The 14,723-nt window shown below is 44.8% G+C and carries 14 protein-coding genes and 1 tRNA gene; 7 read left to right on the top strand and 8 right to left on the bottom strand.

Annotation, left to right across the window (positions count from 1 at the left end):
• Positions 1–135 precede the first annotated feature (135 nt).
• From AC3E9V_RS23460 to AC3E9V_RS23445, 4 genes are all read left to right on the top strand, one after another.
• A complete protein-coding gene (locus AC3E9V_RS23460; RefSeq protein WP_488750607.1) occupies positions 136–567 on the top strand; it encodes an Hsp20/alpha crystallin family protein in 432 nt (143 codons plus the stop codon).
• A gap of 220 nt (positions 568–787) precedes the next feature.
• Positions 788–2,281: a Do family serine endopeptidase gene (locus tag AC3E9V_RS23455; RefSeq protein ID WP_488750606.1), complete on the top strand. Its 1,494-nt coding sequence runs from the start codon at positions 788–790 to the stop codon at positions 2,279–2,281.
• 133 nt (positions 2,282–2,414) lie between these two features.
• Complete coding sequence (gene amaB, locus AC3E9V_RS23450) at positions 2,415–3,962, top strand: L-piperidine-6-carboxylate dehydrogenase (RefSeq protein ID WP_488750605.1); 1,548 nt, start codon at positions 2,415–2,417, stop codon at positions 3,960–3,962.
• 11 nt (positions 3,963–3,973) lie between these two features.
• Positions 3,974–4,525 carry a 3-oxoacyl-ACP synthase gene (locus tag AC3E9V_RS23445; RefSeq protein WP_488750604.1) on the top strand — a complete coding sequence of 184 codons (552 nt, stop codon included), beginning with the start codon at positions 3,974–3,976 and terminating at the stop codon, positions 4,523–4,525.
• On the opposite strand, the gene AC3E9V_RS23440 is transcribed toward AC3E9V_RS23445, so the two are convergent.
• The 5 genes from AC3E9V_RS23440 to AC3E9V_RS23420 form a co-directional block, all read right to left on the bottom strand.
• Positions 4,522–5,019: a uridine kinase family protein gene (locus AC3E9V_RS23440; RefSeq protein ID WP_488750603.1), complete on the bottom strand. Its 498-nt coding sequence runs from the start codon at positions 5,017–5,019 to the stop codon at positions 4,522–4,524. The two genes, AC3E9V_RS23445 and AC3E9V_RS23440, sit on opposite strands and share 4 nt — an antisense overlap.
• Before the next feature lie 72 nt (positions 5,020–5,091).
• Complete coding sequence (locus AC3E9V_RS23435) at positions 5,092–6,828, bottom strand: ABC transporter ATP-binding protein (RefSeq protein WP_488750602.1); 1,737 nt, start codon at positions 6,826–6,828, stop codon at positions 5,092–5,094.
• Positions 6,829–6,895: 67 nt separating this feature from the next.
• On the bottom strand, positions 6,896–7,408 hold the full coding sequence (locus AC3E9V_RS23430) for a hypothetical protein (RefSeq protein WP_488750601.1): 513 nt from the start codon (positions 7,406–7,408) through the stop codon (positions 6,896–6,898).
• Between the two features lie 337 nt (positions 7,409–7,745).
• A tRNA-Ala gene (locus tag AC3E9V_RS23425) sits at positions 7,746–7,819 on the bottom strand.
• Between the two features lie 138 nt (positions 7,820–7,957).
• Complete coding sequence (locus AC3E9V_RS23420; protein WP_488750600.1) at positions 7,958–8,434, bottom strand: C40 family peptidase; 477 nt, start codon at positions 8,432–8,434, stop codon at positions 7,958–7,960.
• Positions 8,435–8,489: 55 nt separating this feature from the next.
• On the opposite strand from AC3E9V_RS23420, the gene asnB reads away from it, so the two are divergent.
• The gene (gene asnB / locus AC3E9V_RS23415; protein ID WP_488750599.1) at positions 8,490–10,376 is read left to right on the top strand and encodes an asparagine synthase (glutamine-hydrolyzing); all 1,887 of its coding nucleotides are present in this window, start codon (positions 8,490–8,492) and stop codon (positions 10,374–10,376) included.
• Here asnB and AC3E9V_RS23410 read toward each other — a convergent pair.
• Together AC3E9V_RS23410 and AC3E9V_RS23405 are read right to left on the bottom strand one after the other, a co-directional pair.
• The gene (locus AC3E9V_RS23410) at positions 10,370–10,813 is read right to left on the bottom strand and encodes a Dps family protein (RefSeq protein ID WP_488750598.1); all 444 of its coding nucleotides are present in this window, start codon (positions 10,811–10,813) and stop codon (positions 10,370–10,372) included. The two genes, asnB and AC3E9V_RS23410, sit on opposite strands and share 7 nt — an antisense overlap.
• A 25-nt stretch (positions 10,814–10,838) precedes the next feature.
• Positions 10,839–11,609 carry a class I SAM-dependent methyltransferase gene (locus AC3E9V_RS23405; RefSeq protein WP_488750597.1) on the bottom strand — a complete coding sequence of 257 codons (771 nt, stop codon included), beginning with the start codon at positions 11,607–11,609 and terminating at the stop codon, positions 10,839–10,841.
• Between the two features lie 130 nt (positions 11,610–11,739).
• On the opposite strand from AC3E9V_RS23405, the gene AC3E9V_RS23400 reads away from it, so the two are divergent.
• Together AC3E9V_RS23400 and rlmB are read left to right on the top strand one after the other, a co-directional pair.
• Positions 11,740–12,891, top strand: a complete 1,152-nt coding sequence (locus AC3E9V_RS23400; RefSeq protein ID WP_488750596.1) for a GWxTD domain-containing protein — start codon at positions 11,740–11,742, stop codon at positions 12,889–12,891.
• Complete coding sequence (gene rlmB, locus AC3E9V_RS23395; RefSeq protein ID WP_488750595.1) at positions 12,892–13,638, top strand: 23S rRNA (guanosine(2251)-2'-O)-methyltransferase RlmB; 747 nt, start codon at positions 12,892–12,894, stop codon at positions 13,636–13,638.
• On the opposite strand, the gene AC3E9V_RS23390 is transcribed toward rlmB, so the two are convergent.
• Positions 13,631–14,704, bottom strand: coding sequence for a mannose-1-phosphate guanylyltransferase (locus AC3E9V_RS23390; protein WP_488750594.1), 1,074 nt, complete (start codon positions 14,702–14,704; stop codon positions 13,631–13,633). The two genes, rlmB and AC3E9V_RS23390, sit on opposite strands and share 8 nt — an antisense overlap.
• Positions 14,705–14,723: the final 19 nt, after the last annotated feature.

The following is a 14,723-nucleotide window of genomic DNA, read 5'->3' as shown; positions in this document are numbered from 1 at the left end:
ACAATGTGTCATTAAATTAAAGCATAAATCAATGTATCCGGCCATTATGGCATAAAAATTTCCGGAAAAAGGCTTGGCATAGAATTCGAGTGGTGTATGGTGAACTTAGATGTTAAACTTAAAAACATTAATGCCATGACACTTATAAAGTATAATCCAAACGATCAGAGACCTGCTACATTTAGCAACTTTATTGACCGTTTCTTCAACGATGACTTCTTTGGAGGAAAAAACCTTACCAGGTTCTCTCCAAACGTAGACATTGCTGAAACTGAAAAGGAATTTGAATTGCAGTTTCATGTTCCTGGTATGAAAAAAGATGACATCAACATTGATGTGCATGAAGATCGATTGACCGTAAGTGGGGAAAGAAAGATGGAAAATGAGAAAAAGGAGAAAAACTTCCATAGTGTAGAAAGCTACTACGGTACTTTCAACAGGTCTTTCTACTTGCCTGACAATGCAAACGTTGAGAAAATCGACGCATCTTATAAGGATGGTATTTTAACAATTCTCATCCCTAAAGATGCCAAAAAAGCGAATAAGAGAACTATTTCAATCAAATAGTTGAGGTGATGCAAGAAATCCCCTGACGAAGGGGATGAAAACCCCGGCTGCTGCCGGGGTTTTTTGTTCCCGGTCACGTAGGGGGAATTACTTTAAGTAATTGAAATGTTAATTATTGTTAACCTCGGATACTAATTCCATTTAGGAATGGTTTTAGCTAAACAAAGACTGAAAGAATTCAGTATAACACTGTACAGAAACGAGAAAGAAAGGTATGAATATGAGCAATAGGAATTTATTTTTCGCCATGGTAGTTTCCTCCATCTTAGGAGGAGCCATAGCAGTTGGTGGGTATACATTGATTGTGGACAAACCACAACCACAGCAGGTACAGCCTGTGGGCAATGAAAACCCCGTTTCTTTTACCAATTACGTCCTGGACACCACTAATTTTGTAGTTCCTGAGGGGCTTAACTTTGTTTATGCGGCTAAGTCAGCAACTCCTGCAGTAGTGCATATCAGGACTACCTATGGCGGGGATCGACAGATATCTTCAAAAAATCCCATGGAAGAATTTTTCCGGGACTATTTTGGTGATCAATATGATCGCCGACAGGAGCCCAGGGGTAGAGGGGCAGGTTCGGGCGTGATTGTTACGAAGGATGGATACATCGCTACTAACAACCACGTAGTAGAAGGCGCAGATAATATTGAAGTTTTACTAAACGATAACAGGTCCTATACTGCCAAGGTAGTAGGTACGGATCCGGATACTGATCTGGCCCTTGTTAAAATTGATGGTGAAAACCTGCCAAGCGTCAAATTTGGTGATTCAGAAAACGTCCAGATCGGGGAGTGGGTTTTAGCTATTGGCAATCCGTTTGAGTTCCGATCTACCGTGACGGCTGGCATAGTAAGTGCCAAAGCACGAAACATTAATATTCTCGCCAGAAGAAATGGTGGAAGCAATACACAAATAGAGGCCTTTATCCAGACGGATGCAGCTGTTAATCCTGGAAATAGTGGTGGCGCTCTGGTAAATCTGAAAGGTGAACTTGTAGGCATCAATACAGCCATTGCATCTCCAACCGGGGCATTCGCGGGATACTCATTTGCTGTTCCGGCCACACTGGTCAAGAAGGTAGTAAATGACCTCAGAAAATTTGGAGCAGTACAACGTCCGTTGCTGGGTATCCAGATAGTGGATGTGAGTGCCCAGCTGGCCGAAGAAGAAGGGTTGGATGTACTTAAAGGTGTTTACGTAGCGCGAGTAAATGAAGGGACTGCAGCCGCTGAAGCCGGATTGCAGGACAGAGATGTGATCATTGCCATCGATGGCAAAAGTGTTTCCAATGTTGCCCAGCTTCAGGAGCGGGTTGCGCTCAACAGTCCGGGAGATAAAATAGAGGTGACCTTTATTCGTGATGGAAAAACCCGAACAGTAAATGCTACATTGAAAAATCAATTCCGAACCACGGAAATCGTAAAAGCCAATAGCTCTTTTGAAGTAGAGGGAGCTGTTCTCGAGCCGGTTTCAGGTAGGTTGAAAGAAAAATTTAACCTTAATTCAGGCCTTCAGATCAAAGAACTGAACAATGGTAAATGGAAAGAAGCCGGAATCGAAGAGGGATTTGTCATTACCAGAATAGATAAGCGACCGATCAGGACGTTAGATGATCTTACTGCTTCTTTAAATAGCGCCCGCGGTGAGGGAATCCTCATAGAAGGTATCTACCCAAGTGGGGAAAAGGCATATTACGGAATAGGTTGGTAGTTTTTGAATTTTAGAAAGTAAAGAAAAGGTCGGTCCTTCAGGTAAGGATCGGCCTTTTTCTTTTTAGGCAGCTACCCTTTCTCCAAGTATTCGGGTAGTTTTGCCAAAAACAACATAACCCCACAATAACATTATGACAAATATATCTGGTGACGTATCCAAAATGCTAAAAAACCTGGGTGTAGAAGGAACGAATCCTGGAGCCGCAATAGGCGGAAAATGGCTGCCTACCCGAGGTAAAAAAGTTATAAGTCAATCACCCGTGGACGGAAAGGTGATAGCTGAAGTAACGCTCGCGGATGAAGATAGCTACGAAAAGGTCATTCATGCAGCTCGTGAAGCTTTTTCTTCGTGGAGAATCAAACCTGCTCCTCAACGTGGCGAGGTAGTCCGACAAATAGGTCTGGAATTAAGAAAACACAAAGAAGACCTGGGTACTCTGGTTTCTTATGAAATGGGAAAATCCCTCCAGGAGGGGCTGGGTGAGGTGCAGGAGATGATTGATATCTGCGATTTTGCAGTGGGTCTCTCCAGGCAGCTTTACGGGCTCACCATGCATTCTGAGCGTCCTGCTCACCGCATGTATGAGCAGTGGCATCCTATCGGGCCGGTTGGCATCATCTCAGCATTTAATTTTCCGGTAGCCGTTTGGTCCTGGAATGCTGCCATCGCATGGGTATGTGGGGATGTTTGTATCTGGAAACCCTCCGAGAAGGTACCCCTTTCGGCCATAGCCTGTCAGAAGATTGTACAGAAGGTCTTTGAAGCTAACAATATTCACCCTGGCGTTTGTGGCTTGGTGATTGGCGATGCGGAGATCGGCAAAAAGATGGCCAATGACCCCCGTCTTCCGTTGATTTCCGCTACAGGCTCTACCCGGATGGGTAAAGCAGTGGGCGAGGCTGTGGGACGCAGGCTTGGGAAGTCAATCCTCGAACTGGGAGGAAATAATGCCATCATTATCACCGAGCATGCGGATCTGGATGTTGCTATTCCCGGAGCAGTGTTTGGTGCTGTGGGCACGGCAGGTCAACGATGCACCAGTACCCGAAGATTAATCGTTCACGAAAACCTTTATGAAGAGGTGAAGCAGCGTCTGGTTAAGGCATATGGGCAGCTGAGGATAGGTAATCCTTTGGACCAGAATAATCATGTAGGTCCACTTATCGATACCGATGCAGTGAAAATGTATGAAACCGCCCTGAAACAAATTGCCGATCAGGGAGGAAAAGCTGTGATACCCGGGGAAATCCTGTCAGGAACCGGATATGAATCCGGTTGCTATGTAAAACCGGCGATTTATGAGGTGCAAAATGATTATGAGATTGTCTGCAATGAAACATTTGCTCCCATTCTTTATTTGATCAAATATTCTACTTTGGAGGAAGCCATAGCAATGCATAATGCTGTTCCTCAGGGACTTTCATCAGCGATCATGACTACCAATATGAGGGAGTCAGAGTTGTTCCTTTCTCATGCGGGCTCTGATTGCGGGATTGCAAATGTGAATATCGGGACTTCAGGAGCAGAGATAGGTGGAGCCTTCGGTGGTGAAAAGGAGACCGGTGGGGGAAGGGAGTCCGGTTCAGATGCCTGGAAAGCATATATGCGGAGGCAGACAAATACCATCAACTACTCCACGCAATTGCCCCTGGCACAGGGTATCAAGTTTGAGCTATAAAGGCAAAGCATTTGAAGAGGCTGCAAGGCAAGGCAGCCTCTTTTTATTCATATCTCAATGATTGCATAGGATATTCACTCAAAGAGGACGTAACTACTATGAATCCGGAATTAACCGATCTAAAACGGGAAGTTTACCAACAGTGTGTGCAGCAGGTTTCTGAAAGAATTGCCGGCTTGAAAAAATCCCTTCAGGATTATCAGGAAGCAGCAAATGAGGAGACCAAAAGCAGTGCGGGCGATAAGTATGAAACCGGAAGGGCGATGATGCATCTGGAGAAGGAAAAAGTGGCGCTTAGCCTGGATGAGGCTTTGAAACAGAAAAAAGTACTGGATCTGATAAAACCGGAAAAAACTTCAGGGGCCGTTGGCATGGGTTGTTTGGTAAAGACGGACAGAGGCTTGTTCTTTCTGGCAGCAGGGTTGGGTAAAGTAAGGATTGGTGACTATGAGGTCTTTTGCATATCACCAGTAGCGCCCATTGGTAAAGTCATGTCCGGGCGTACCCAGGGAGATCAATGTGAGTTCAATAAAATCATTTACAGGATTTTGGATATTGCTTAGGCTACTTTGGAAATAATCAGATCCAGATCGAAAGGCTTGGTGCCATCCTGCATGATGTATTCTTCTTTGCCCCCTTTCATCATACCGTATTTCATGTAGCTACGCCATACATGTTCAGCATACCATTCAGGTTCTTCCTCCCATCTACTATCTACAGATCTGCGATTTTGAAATATATCCTTATCGATCTCCAAAAAGATTTTCAGGTCATATTCTGATCTGAGTGAGGCTGGATAAAACGAAAAAAGCCCCTCAATGATCTTTACATCAGCTGTTGACTTTTCAAGTGCCCGTGTAAGTGTGTCCCATTTTATGGAGTTTGGTCGCTCCCAATCCGGGAGGCCCTGTACTTTTGGCAGGGAGATTTTTGGTTTTACAAAATCATCCTGGCAAAAAACATCTACGCTTTTGCCTTCTTTCTTAAGTCTTTCACTGAGTTGTTCGGCTAAGGTTGTTTTACCCGCCCTGCTTACACCACCTATACCAATAATCATGAAATAAATCTAGGCATAAAATTTAAAAATAGTCAAAAGTATTCTGCCAAAGTCATCCAAAATTCTGCCTACTTATATCCTGGCCTGGTAAGTATATAGCTGAAAATATCTGCCTTCGGACTTTATCAGTTCATCATGTGTTCCGCTTTCTACGATGCGCCCATTTTCGATCACTAGTATTTTATCTGCCCGCCTGATCGTACTCAGCCGGTGTGCTATGACAAATGAGGTGCGTCCTTGCATCAAGCGGTTTAGACTTTCCTGGATATATGTTTCAGACTCGGTATCCAGATTTGAAGTAGCCTCATCCAGGATCAAAATCCTCGGGTCTGCTAAAATAGCTCTCGCAATAGCAATCCGCTGCTTTTGGCCGCCCGATAATTTCACACCACGTTCACCGATGGTAGTGTCCAGCCCTTTTTCAAACCGGTCGGTGAATTCATCCACATGGGCAGCTTTTACAGCCTCAATCAGTCTTGCTTCAGAGATCCCCGGTCGGGGAAAAAGAATGTTTTCCCGTATGGTGCCCTCAAATAAAAAGTCATCCTGGAGCACTACACCAAGCTGACTTCTGTAGCTCTCGAGAACTACTTTGCTTAAGTCTTCACCGTCAATCAGGATGGTTCCGTCATCAGGGGTGAGAAAGGATGCTGCCAGCCCCGCGATGGTCGATTTCCCGGAACCGGAAGTGCCTACCAGGGCCGTGACCGAACCTGCCGGCGCTTCGAAGCTGATGTTTTTGACCACATGGTTATCGTCTTCATAAGCAAAACTCACATTCTGAAATACTACATCACCTTTGATCTGAGGAATGCGGATGTTACGGGTGGTGCCGTCATCTTCCGGCGACATGTTCATGATCTCCTCCGTTCGGTCCAGTCCGGCAAAAGCTTCGGTGAGCTGGCTGCCGATATTGCTCATTTGTACAATCGGAGCAATCATAAACCCAAGGTATAAGGTAAATGCCAGAAAGTCGCCCAGTGTGATGTCTCCCTCGATGATCATATACCCGCCTATCCCCATAATTCCCGTACTGGCCAGGCCAAGTAAGAAAGTAGCTGAGCTGGTTACCAGGCTGGTAGAGGTGAGGCTTTTTTTGATGTTCAGAAAGAGGCGTTCCACGCCCTCTTCAAAGGTTTTTACTTCCTGTTTTTCTGCGTTAAAACCTTTGATCACCCGCACGCCATTCAGGGTTTCTGTAAGGCGGCCGGTAACCTCCGCATTGATCTTTCCTCGCTCACGGAAGATGGGCCTGATGTATCCGAATGCTTTCAGAGAGATCACCCCAAATATGGATACCGGTACCAGTACGTAAAGCGTCATCATTGGGCTGATGCTTATCAGTAGGATCAGGGAGATGATAGCAGTAAGAATGCCACCGAATAATTGGACCAGTCCGGTACCCACCAGGTTACGAACACCCTCTACATCGGACATGATCCGTGATACCAGCTCGCCGCTTTTGCTATTATCAAAAAAGCGAATGGGTAAGTACAGGATTTGCTTCTGTACCCTGGCTCGCAACTGAGCGATCAGGTGCTGGGCTTCTACACTCAGGATCCGGGTCAGCAAAAAAGAGGTTACTGATTGTACTATGATGGCCCCCAGCACAGCGATGACCAGTGTTTTCAGCATTTGGATGTCACCTTCTGCAATGACATTGTCCATTAAGTATTTGCTGGCGCCAGGGAGTACCAGACTGGCCAGGCGGCTGATCACGATCAGGACCAGTCCCAGGGCGACAATATTTTTTCTCGGCCAGATGATCGTCTTGAACACATGACCCATTGTTACTTTTGATTGACTCATAAAGGAAATTTACCAGGCGGTTGTAAGTGGATATGCTTCCCTTTACGAATTTATAGGATAAAGGATTTTAGTTGCCTGTGGGAATTGATTTTTTCATGAAGGTGGCAGTGAAGGATTTATTGATGGTCTCATTACCCACGAAGGTACTGTCCCCGTCATACTGGTAGATGTATTTCAAATTCACATCGGCTGTGATTTCCCAGTTATCACCTTTCTTCTCACCGCTGATGGACCCACCTTCAATTATGTTTCCCGTAGGGAGCCCACAAAAGCAGTAGGGCTTTAAGGTGACCTTTAAAGTTTCCAGCTCTTCATCCTCGTAGGAGAATTCAGTAATTCCACCTGGTATTTGAAAGAAAAAATCTTCGGAATATTCATCATCTGCAATGTTCTCTTCATCCTCAGCCCGGTAAAACCGATCAAACACAATCGAATCACCGAACATTACAAATGGATATTCATCTGAGAGTACCGCATTGGTAAAATATTTATTCTCAACAAGCGAAGGATTAGTCCCGCCATTAAAATCGCAAGCTACCATCAGAGTAGTCACGATTACCATCCAAAGTTGTTTTATCATTTTCATGTGCTTAAAATTGATGAAATCAGCGGTTTGTCACCTAATTTTGATCATACCGGTTGGTGTGGCTCAATAATTGGGTTGAGCATCATGCTCATTTCATGTGTTAAAGACACGGGAATTTGAGGGATGGTTGAGAAAGAAAAGCTCAAGACTTCAAAAGTCTTTGTGCATGTTGTAGTTCAGATTTTTTGAAGCTTGGCTCTTTTGCCTATTCCGGGCGATTGTCGGTCAAGAAACTAACAATGGGAGGTCTACCTCAGATCAAAACAAATCCCGAAGGGATGAAACAAGGCTAAAAACAAGAAAGGCTTACAGAAATCTGCAAGCCTTTCAGTGGAGCATATCGGATTCGAACCGATGACCCCCACGCTGCCAGCGTGGTGCTCTAGCCAGCTGAGCTAATGCCCCATGTTTATTTCTTGTGCTCTAGCCATCCCGATAACTATCGGGAGAGCTAATGACCCATAATTGGATGTGCGAATTTAATTGAAAAAATTTCTTTTAAAAACCCGCGACAAATTGTCTCTTTAAGAATTCGCCAAAAAGCTACCTTATCACCCTTCTGAACCTTTTGACATTGTTCTTATAATAGTCCGTATTCAGGCTGGACTCAATCACTCCCCGACTGGTAGAAGCATGAATAAACCGGATATCATCCCTTCCGGCATAAGTGATCATCCCTGAGTGAAACCATTTTTCGCCTTTCTTTTTAAACTTAAAGTACACAATGTCACCCGGCCGTATACTATCCCAGCTCTTTTTTGTACCAACCTTAGATTGGTCTTTGGACGTTCTGGGAAGGTTTACATTGATGGTTTGGTAGCAGTTGTAGATCAGCCCGGAGCAATCAATCCCACTTTTATTCATGCCACCATAGCGATAGGGCACGCCAATGTAAGTTTTTGCCTCGGCAATGACACGGTTGATCTTTTTACGTTTTCGTTTGTTTTGTGCCTCGCTGGCAGAGATAATAAGCAGGCCCATCATCCCCACAAGTAAGATTTTAATTAAAGTACTTTTCATCCTACACCCGTATTTCTGTTGCAATTCTTTTTATTCGCCATAAATTTAATGCCATATGTGCGGTATTACAGGAATTTTTGCATTTAACTCCGTAGGAAGGATCAGTTTAGTTCACCTGGAGAAGGCTACAAGGAGCCTGGAGAGCCGTGGACCGGACGTGCAGGATTCCTGGTTTGATGATGTGGTGGGGTTAGGGCACAGGCGACTGTCGATCATAGATACCACACCGGCAGGTAACCAGCCCATGGCTGATGAATCCGGGCGGTATCGTATTATTTTCAATGGTGAGATCTATAATTTCCGGGCGATCCGTCAGGAGCTGGAGGGGAGAGGTGTGGCCTTCAGGTCTGAAAGCGATACCGAAGTACTTCTATACGCGTACATCCATTGGGGGGAGACATTCCTGCACAAGCTAAATGGTTTTTTCGCTCTTGCGATCTATGATCAGGAAGAAGAATCAGTTTTTTTGGCCCGGGACCGTTTTGGGATCAAACCTTTACTTTATGCGCAAGATGAGGATAAGGTGCTTTTTGCCTCTGAGATGAAGTCTCTGATGGCTTATGGTGTGGAGCGAAAGCTGGACCTGAATGCATTGAATCTTTATTTTCAGCTTACCTATACTCCTTCACCACACACTATTTTAAGTGGGGTTAAAAAGCTGGAGCCCGGCCACCTTCTGAAGATCAGCAAACAAAAGGGGCTGGAGAAACGCCGTTACTATGATTTCCCCTTTAAATCTGATCCACAGACAAGCTTGCTTGCTGATGCTAAAAAACAACTTGAGGAGAGTTTGCGACAGTCCGTTCATGACCGGCTGGTGGCTGATGTGCCACTTGGAGCTTTTTTGAGTGGAGGGATAGATTCTTCAATCATTGTGGCGCTGATGAGTGAGCGGGTTAAAGACCTGAAGACGTTTAGTATTGGCTTTAAGGACAACAAGTATTTTGATGAAACGCAGTATGCTAATCTGGTGGCTGAAAGGTACAAGACCCATCATCACGTTTTTTCGTTAACCAATGATGATTTACTGGAAGCCGTTCATGATGCAGTTGGGTATATGGATGAGCCGTTTGCTGATTCATCCGCTTTGCCGGTCTATATCCTGAGCCGGGAGACACGCAAACATGTGACCGTGGCTCTTTCTGGTGATGGAGCTGACGAGATCTTTTCCGGGTACAATAAGCACAGTGCCTGGTTGATGAGTTTGCAGAAAAATGTAAAGACCTCATTAGCGGATAATCTGAGCTGGCTTTGGAAAGCACTGCCCAAATCCCGAAACAACAAGCTGACAGATACTTTCAGAAAGCTGGACCGGTTTGCCAGGCTCCAGGGGCTTGGGTTGAAGGAGCGGTATTGGTTTCTGGCGAGTTTTGTTCTGCACAACCAGGTCAGGAACCTGCTCAACCCTCAATATCAACCTGAAGGCTTTGACCAGGTGAAAGGGGCATATTTAGGTCAGATCCATTCAGGCGACCTCAATGAGGTTCTGGCTATGGATGCACAGCTGGTACTGCCTGGCGACATGCTTACCAAAGTGGACCTGATGTCTATGGCCAACAGCCTTGAGGTCAGGGTGCCGTTTTTAGATCATCGGGTGGTAGAGGCTGCTTTTAACATGACTTCTCTGCTAAAAGCTGATGGGGGCAAACGAAAGATAGTGCTGAGGGAAACTTTTAAGGATTACCTCCCAAAGGAATTATACAACAGACCAAAGCATGGTTTTGAGGTGCCTCTCCTGGATTGGTTCAGGAGGGAGTTGAAGGATGAGCTGGAGCAGAAAGTTTTCAACCGGGAGAAGGTGATGGAGCAGGGTATTTTTAGCTGGAATGAAATCGCCCGGATCAAAAGGAAGTTACATTCTTTTAACCCGGGCGATGTGCATGTACTAATCTGGTCTTTATATGTATTTCAAAATTGGTATGATCGGTACTTTGATCACTGACCTAACCATGAGCGGAACATCCACATGGTTTTTTCCTGGCTGTTGATCAATGCAATCATCATATCTTCAGTTTCCGTATCGCCTTCAGCTGCGGCAATCTCTTTTACGCTCTTTTCCTGACCTACTAATGAATCCAGTTGGTCCAGGAGTGATTTTACAATAGTTGAATCTTCTGACATATTGGTCACCGCTTTGATTTTGCTGGTATCCAGGTAGGCTTGAAATGAATGAAGCGGCTGCCCTTTTATAGTCAGTATTCGTTCAGCGATCTCATCAATATTAGTAAGCGCTTCAGTATACAGTTCTTCAAATTTCATGTGAAGTTCAAAGAACCGCTTACCCTTGATGTTCCAGTGGAACCCACGGGTATTTTGATAGTATATGTGAAGGTCACTAAGTAGTTGATTTAGCTCTGTTATTAGCTTTTCTGACGCCATTTTTATGTTTGGTTTATTTCCTGTTTTACTTATATAAGATACAAAAAAGGTCCAGGTTTTGTTCGGATTTTTTGTTCAGAAAATAGTCGTCAGAACGGATGGATTTTACCAGGTCATCGGCCTGTCCCTGGAGCTTATTTCTGTTCAGTCTGTTCAGCAGATCGTAAGGTATGCGGAGGAGTGGAGCCGGTAGTTTGTATTGCAGGTTTAGCACATCATATTTCATGATTTTTTGTACCGAACGGCGATTTCTTTCATGATATTCCATCACTTTTTCATTCCCTGCAATACCCTGCATATCTACTTTACTGAAATATTTCTTTGCTTTAGCCGCCAGCTCATCCGCGGTGTATTCACGGACGTGCCACGGGTTTCTGCTCAGAGTCATTTTTATATTGGGGGTAGAAAGAATGGCTTTACCTCCGGGCTTGAGAATTCGGGCGATTTCAGAGAGAAATTCATCATCCTTTTTTACGTGCTCTATGACCTGGAAGCTCACTACAGTATCGAAGCTGTTGTCGGGTAATTTTACCGGAGGAAATACACCACTTTCAAACTGGGCGTCCGGAAACTTTTCCCGCAATGGCGGAAGCACTGCTTCGATTTTATCCAGCCCCAGAAAAGAGTCGACTTTTTCCAGTAAAAGTCCTACTCCACGTCCTTCTCCTACTCCCAGCTCTAAAGTATCCCCTTTGACCATGGGAGCTGCTACTTCATAGGCTCTCAAAAGCCTCTGGTGAATGGGATTGTCAGAAGTGATCTTATCAGATGCGATTTCAGTAGTGTAAACGCTCATGAGATTTTTTTAGCAAAGAAAAACCCATCTGACGAACAAAACCAGTCTGCAGGGTATTTTCATGTGTATTATGTGTTTTTAAGTACAGGAGGTTAGTGAAAGCAAATAATTCCTTAACTTTTTCGCTGATATGGGAAAATACATTTCACTGCTTTTTGTTGTTGCCTTTCTGGCATTTGCTCAGGTTGCGCTGGGTCTGGATTTTCGTAAAATCGATTTAAGCTATCAGTATGATCCGGATGATTTTATAGCTTTTAGAAGCAGGGTAGCGCAGCAGGGGGCCAGTCTCCAGGTTTACTTTGAGGTGGAGACTGACTCAATCGGTCGCTGGGAGCAAACCTTTTTGCTACAATCGGGCTATGAATCAGCAGGGCACGATACATTGAAAACCTACTCCATAGATACGTTGGCCAGGTCTTCAGTAAGTTTAATGTTGAAGTTGACTTTGAATGTTTCGGATAAGAACCTGCTCATAATCAGCTGGACAGATCTCAACCGGGGGCTGTACCGTGCTTATGATATCCGGATCAAATCACCTCTGGGTTTCCCTTCCTTTGTGCCGGTCGATAAGTTTGGGCTTCCTATACTCGAAAGCTTTATCAGGGAGTCTGACATCAGGGTTCAGGGGGAGTCTTCACGTCATCATGTTTTTCGTTATGTGGACGATTTTGATGCTGCTGACCCGGCCATGGGCATGATGAAAGCTATTGCTCCCACACTGAGGATCGATTCCGCTTTTTATTTTTCTGAGACGTTTTCCGGCCTGGAGCTTTACAAGTTTTATCTGATACAGGAAGATACCTTGTCTGAAAACGGAGTTACACTTTTGCGTACGCCAGAGTATTATCCTGAGTTCAGACGACTTGAGGAACTCATTGGGCCTTTGACATACATCACTACACCTAATGAGAAGAAAATGCTCAACGAGCAGATGTCTAAAAAGTCATTTGAAACCTTCTGGCTAAACACCTACAACACCAAGCTTCGGGCAAAGATGGCCATCAAGGCCTTTTATGATAAGGTAGAAAATGCGAACCGGATCTTTACAAGCTATAAGCAGGGCTGGAAGACAGATCGAGGTATGCTCTACATCATTTTCGGGAAGCCGGATCAGGTCATTCGGTCTGACAGAACAGAAGTATGGAGGTATCAGGATGGGCCGGAATTTGAATTTATCAGGATTTCCACACTTTTTACGCCATCTTTGTATTCGCTAAAGCGCAATCGAAAATATGAAGAGATCTGGTACGACCAGGTCGGTAGTATTCGCAAAGGACTATAGATGGCAGTCAGGAAATTTGAAAATCTAATTTACGGCATTCGTGCTGTGATAGAAACCATACACTCAGGGCAGGACCTGGAGAAGATTTTTGTGCAAAAGGGGCTGAAAGGAGATCTGATCAAAGAGCTTCTTGGGCTGGCTCATAAGGCTCAGATACCCGTATCCACCGTGCCTGTTGAGAAAATTAACCGGTTTACCAGGAAAAATCACCAGGGTGTAGTCGCATTTGTTTCACCGGTGCAGTATCATAACATCACCCATGTACTACCTCAGATCTATGAAGACAGGAGGGTTCCCCTGGTACTGCTGCTCGATCGTGTGACAGATGTAAGAAATTTTGGAGCCATTGCCCGGACCGCCGAGTGCCTGGGAGTAGATGCCATTGTTATACCCACCAGAAACAGCGCTCAGATCAATGCAGATGCTATCAAAACTTCTGCAGGAGCTCTGAACTTTATTCCGGTATGCCGTGAGTCCAACTTTAAGGAAGCCATTCAGTTTCTGAAAGATTCCGGCTTGCAGATCATTGCCAGCTCTGAAAAGTCGGAGACCTTTTTTCAGGATACAGACCTGACGATTCCCACGGCCATTATCATGGGGTCTGAGGAGGAGGGTATCTCTCCGGCTTACCTCAGCATGGCTGATAAGCAGGTAAAAATACCACTGGAGGGGAACATAGCTTCTCTCAATGTGTCCGCAGCAACCGCTATGGCCATTTACGAAGTGAAAAGGCAGCGACTTATATAAACTTGTCGCCTTTTTCAGTTTTCACATCGTTCACAAAATCTCGGAAGATCCCCGAGTCTTCTTTTTTGCAGACCAGCAGTACATCTTTGAAATCAGCGACCAGGTAACCTTCCAGACCCTGTGTGACTACCAGTCTGTCAGATTTGCTGATGATGTAGTTATTGCTGGCATCATAGGTCAGGACATTTCCTTCGATCACGTTTTCCTCGCCATCTTTGTCTTTGATCTCATGTAGGGCATTCCATGAGCCCAGATCTGACCATCCGAAATCTCCGAGTACTACATAAACATCTTCGGCCTTCTCCATGATCGCATAGTCGATACTGTTGCTTTTGGAGAGCGAATATGCCTTTTGGATAAATCCTTTCTCTTTTTCGGTGTAGTAGCTGCTTTCGCCTTCAGCGAAAGTCTCGGCGAGTTCAGGTTCATAAGTTTCAAAAGCATGAATGATTGCATTCACATGCCATACGAAGATGCCGGCATTCCAAACGAAATCACCGCTTTCAAGAAATTTATTGGCCAGGTCCAGCTCAGGTTTTTCGGTAAAGGTCTTCACTTTTTTTATGGCTCCTTCAGACTCATCGTGATACTGAATATATCCATAGCCCGTTTCGGGCCGGTTGGGTTCAATGCCTATGGTAATCAGCCGCTCTTCGTTTGTTCCTTCCACTGCTCTTTGAATAACCCTGATAAACTCTGCTTCATTGAAGATAACATGGTCTGAGGGCAGGATCACCATTACAGCATCCGGATCTTTCTGCCGGACCTTGTAGGCAGCATAAGCAATACAGGGTGCAGTATTTCGTTTTGTAGGTTCCAGCAGGATATTTTCACCGGGCAGCTCAGGGAGCTGCTCTGCGAGGAGGGTCTCATAGATGTTATTTGAAACAACCCATACGTTTTCCGGGTTTACTTCTTTTTTGAACCGGTCGTAGGTCATTTGAAGCAATGATCTACCGGTTCCTAAAACATCTAAAAATTGTTTTGGTTTATTATTTCTGCTGTAGGGCCAAAAGCGAGTCCCTGTACCTCCAGCCATTATCACTACATGTATATTCTTGTTCATCTAAATTTTGAGCCTATTT

Source organism: Marinoscillum sp. HNIBRBA16962, from assembly GCF_057801515.1.
The sequence above is the reverse complement of the archived record's forward strand: the minus strand, read 5'-3'. Positions and strand labels throughout refer to the sequence as shown.

Excerpts from the sequence above, each read along its gene's own strand:
- rlmB (WP_488750595.1), top strand. The coding sequence starts at position 12,892 with ATGGCAGTCAGGAAATTTGAAAATCTAATTTACGGCATTCGTGCTGTG.
- AC3E9V_RS23410 (WP_488750598.1), bottom strand. The coding sequence starts at position 10,813 with ATGGCGTCAGAAAAGCTAATAACAGAGCTAAATCAACTACTTAGTGAC.
- AC3E9V_RS23440 (WP_488750603.1), bottom strand. The coding sequence starts at position 5,019 with ATGATTATTGGTATAGGTGGTGTAAGCAGGGCGGGTAAAACAACCTTA.
- AC3E9V_RS23390 (WP_488750594.1), bottom strand. The coding sequence starts at position 14,704 with ATGAACAAGAATATACATGTAGTGATAATGGCTGGAGGTACAGGGACT.
- AC3E9V_RS23430 (WP_488750601.1), bottom strand. The coding sequence starts at position 7,408 with ATGATAAAACAACTTTGGATGGTAATCGTGACTACTCTGATGGTAGCT.
- AC3E9V_RS23435 (WP_488750602.1), bottom strand. The coding sequence starts at position 6,828 with ATGAGTCAATCAAAAGTAACAATGGGTCATGTGTTCAAGACGATCATC.
- asnB (WP_488750599.1), top strand. The coding sequence starts at position 8,490 with ATGTGCGGTATTACAGGAATTTTTGCATTTAACTCCGTAGGAAGGATC.
- AC3E9V_RS23420 (WP_488750600.1), bottom strand. The coding sequence starts at position 8,434 with ATGAAAAGTACTTTAATTAAAATCTTACTTGTGGGGATGATGGGCCTG.
- AC3E9V_RS23405 (WP_488750597.1), bottom strand. The coding sequence starts at position 11,609 with ATGAGCGTTTACACTACTGAAATCGCATCTGATAAGATCACTTCTGAC.
- amaB (WP_488750605.1), top strand. The coding sequence starts at position 2,415 with ATGACAAATATATCTGGTGACGTATCCAAAATGCTAAAAAACCTGGGT.
- AC3E9V_RS23460 (WP_488750607.1), top strand. The coding sequence starts at position 136 with ATGACACTTATAAAGTATAATCCAAACGATCAGAGACCTGCTACATTT.
- AC3E9V_RS23400 (WP_488750596.1), top strand. The coding sequence starts at position 11,740 with ATGGGAAAATACATTTCACTGCTTTTTGTTGTTGCCTTTCTGGCATTT.
- AC3E9V_RS23455 (WP_488750606.1), top strand. The coding sequence starts at position 788 with ATGAGCAATAGGAATTTATTTTTCGCCATGGTAGTTTCCTCCATCTTA.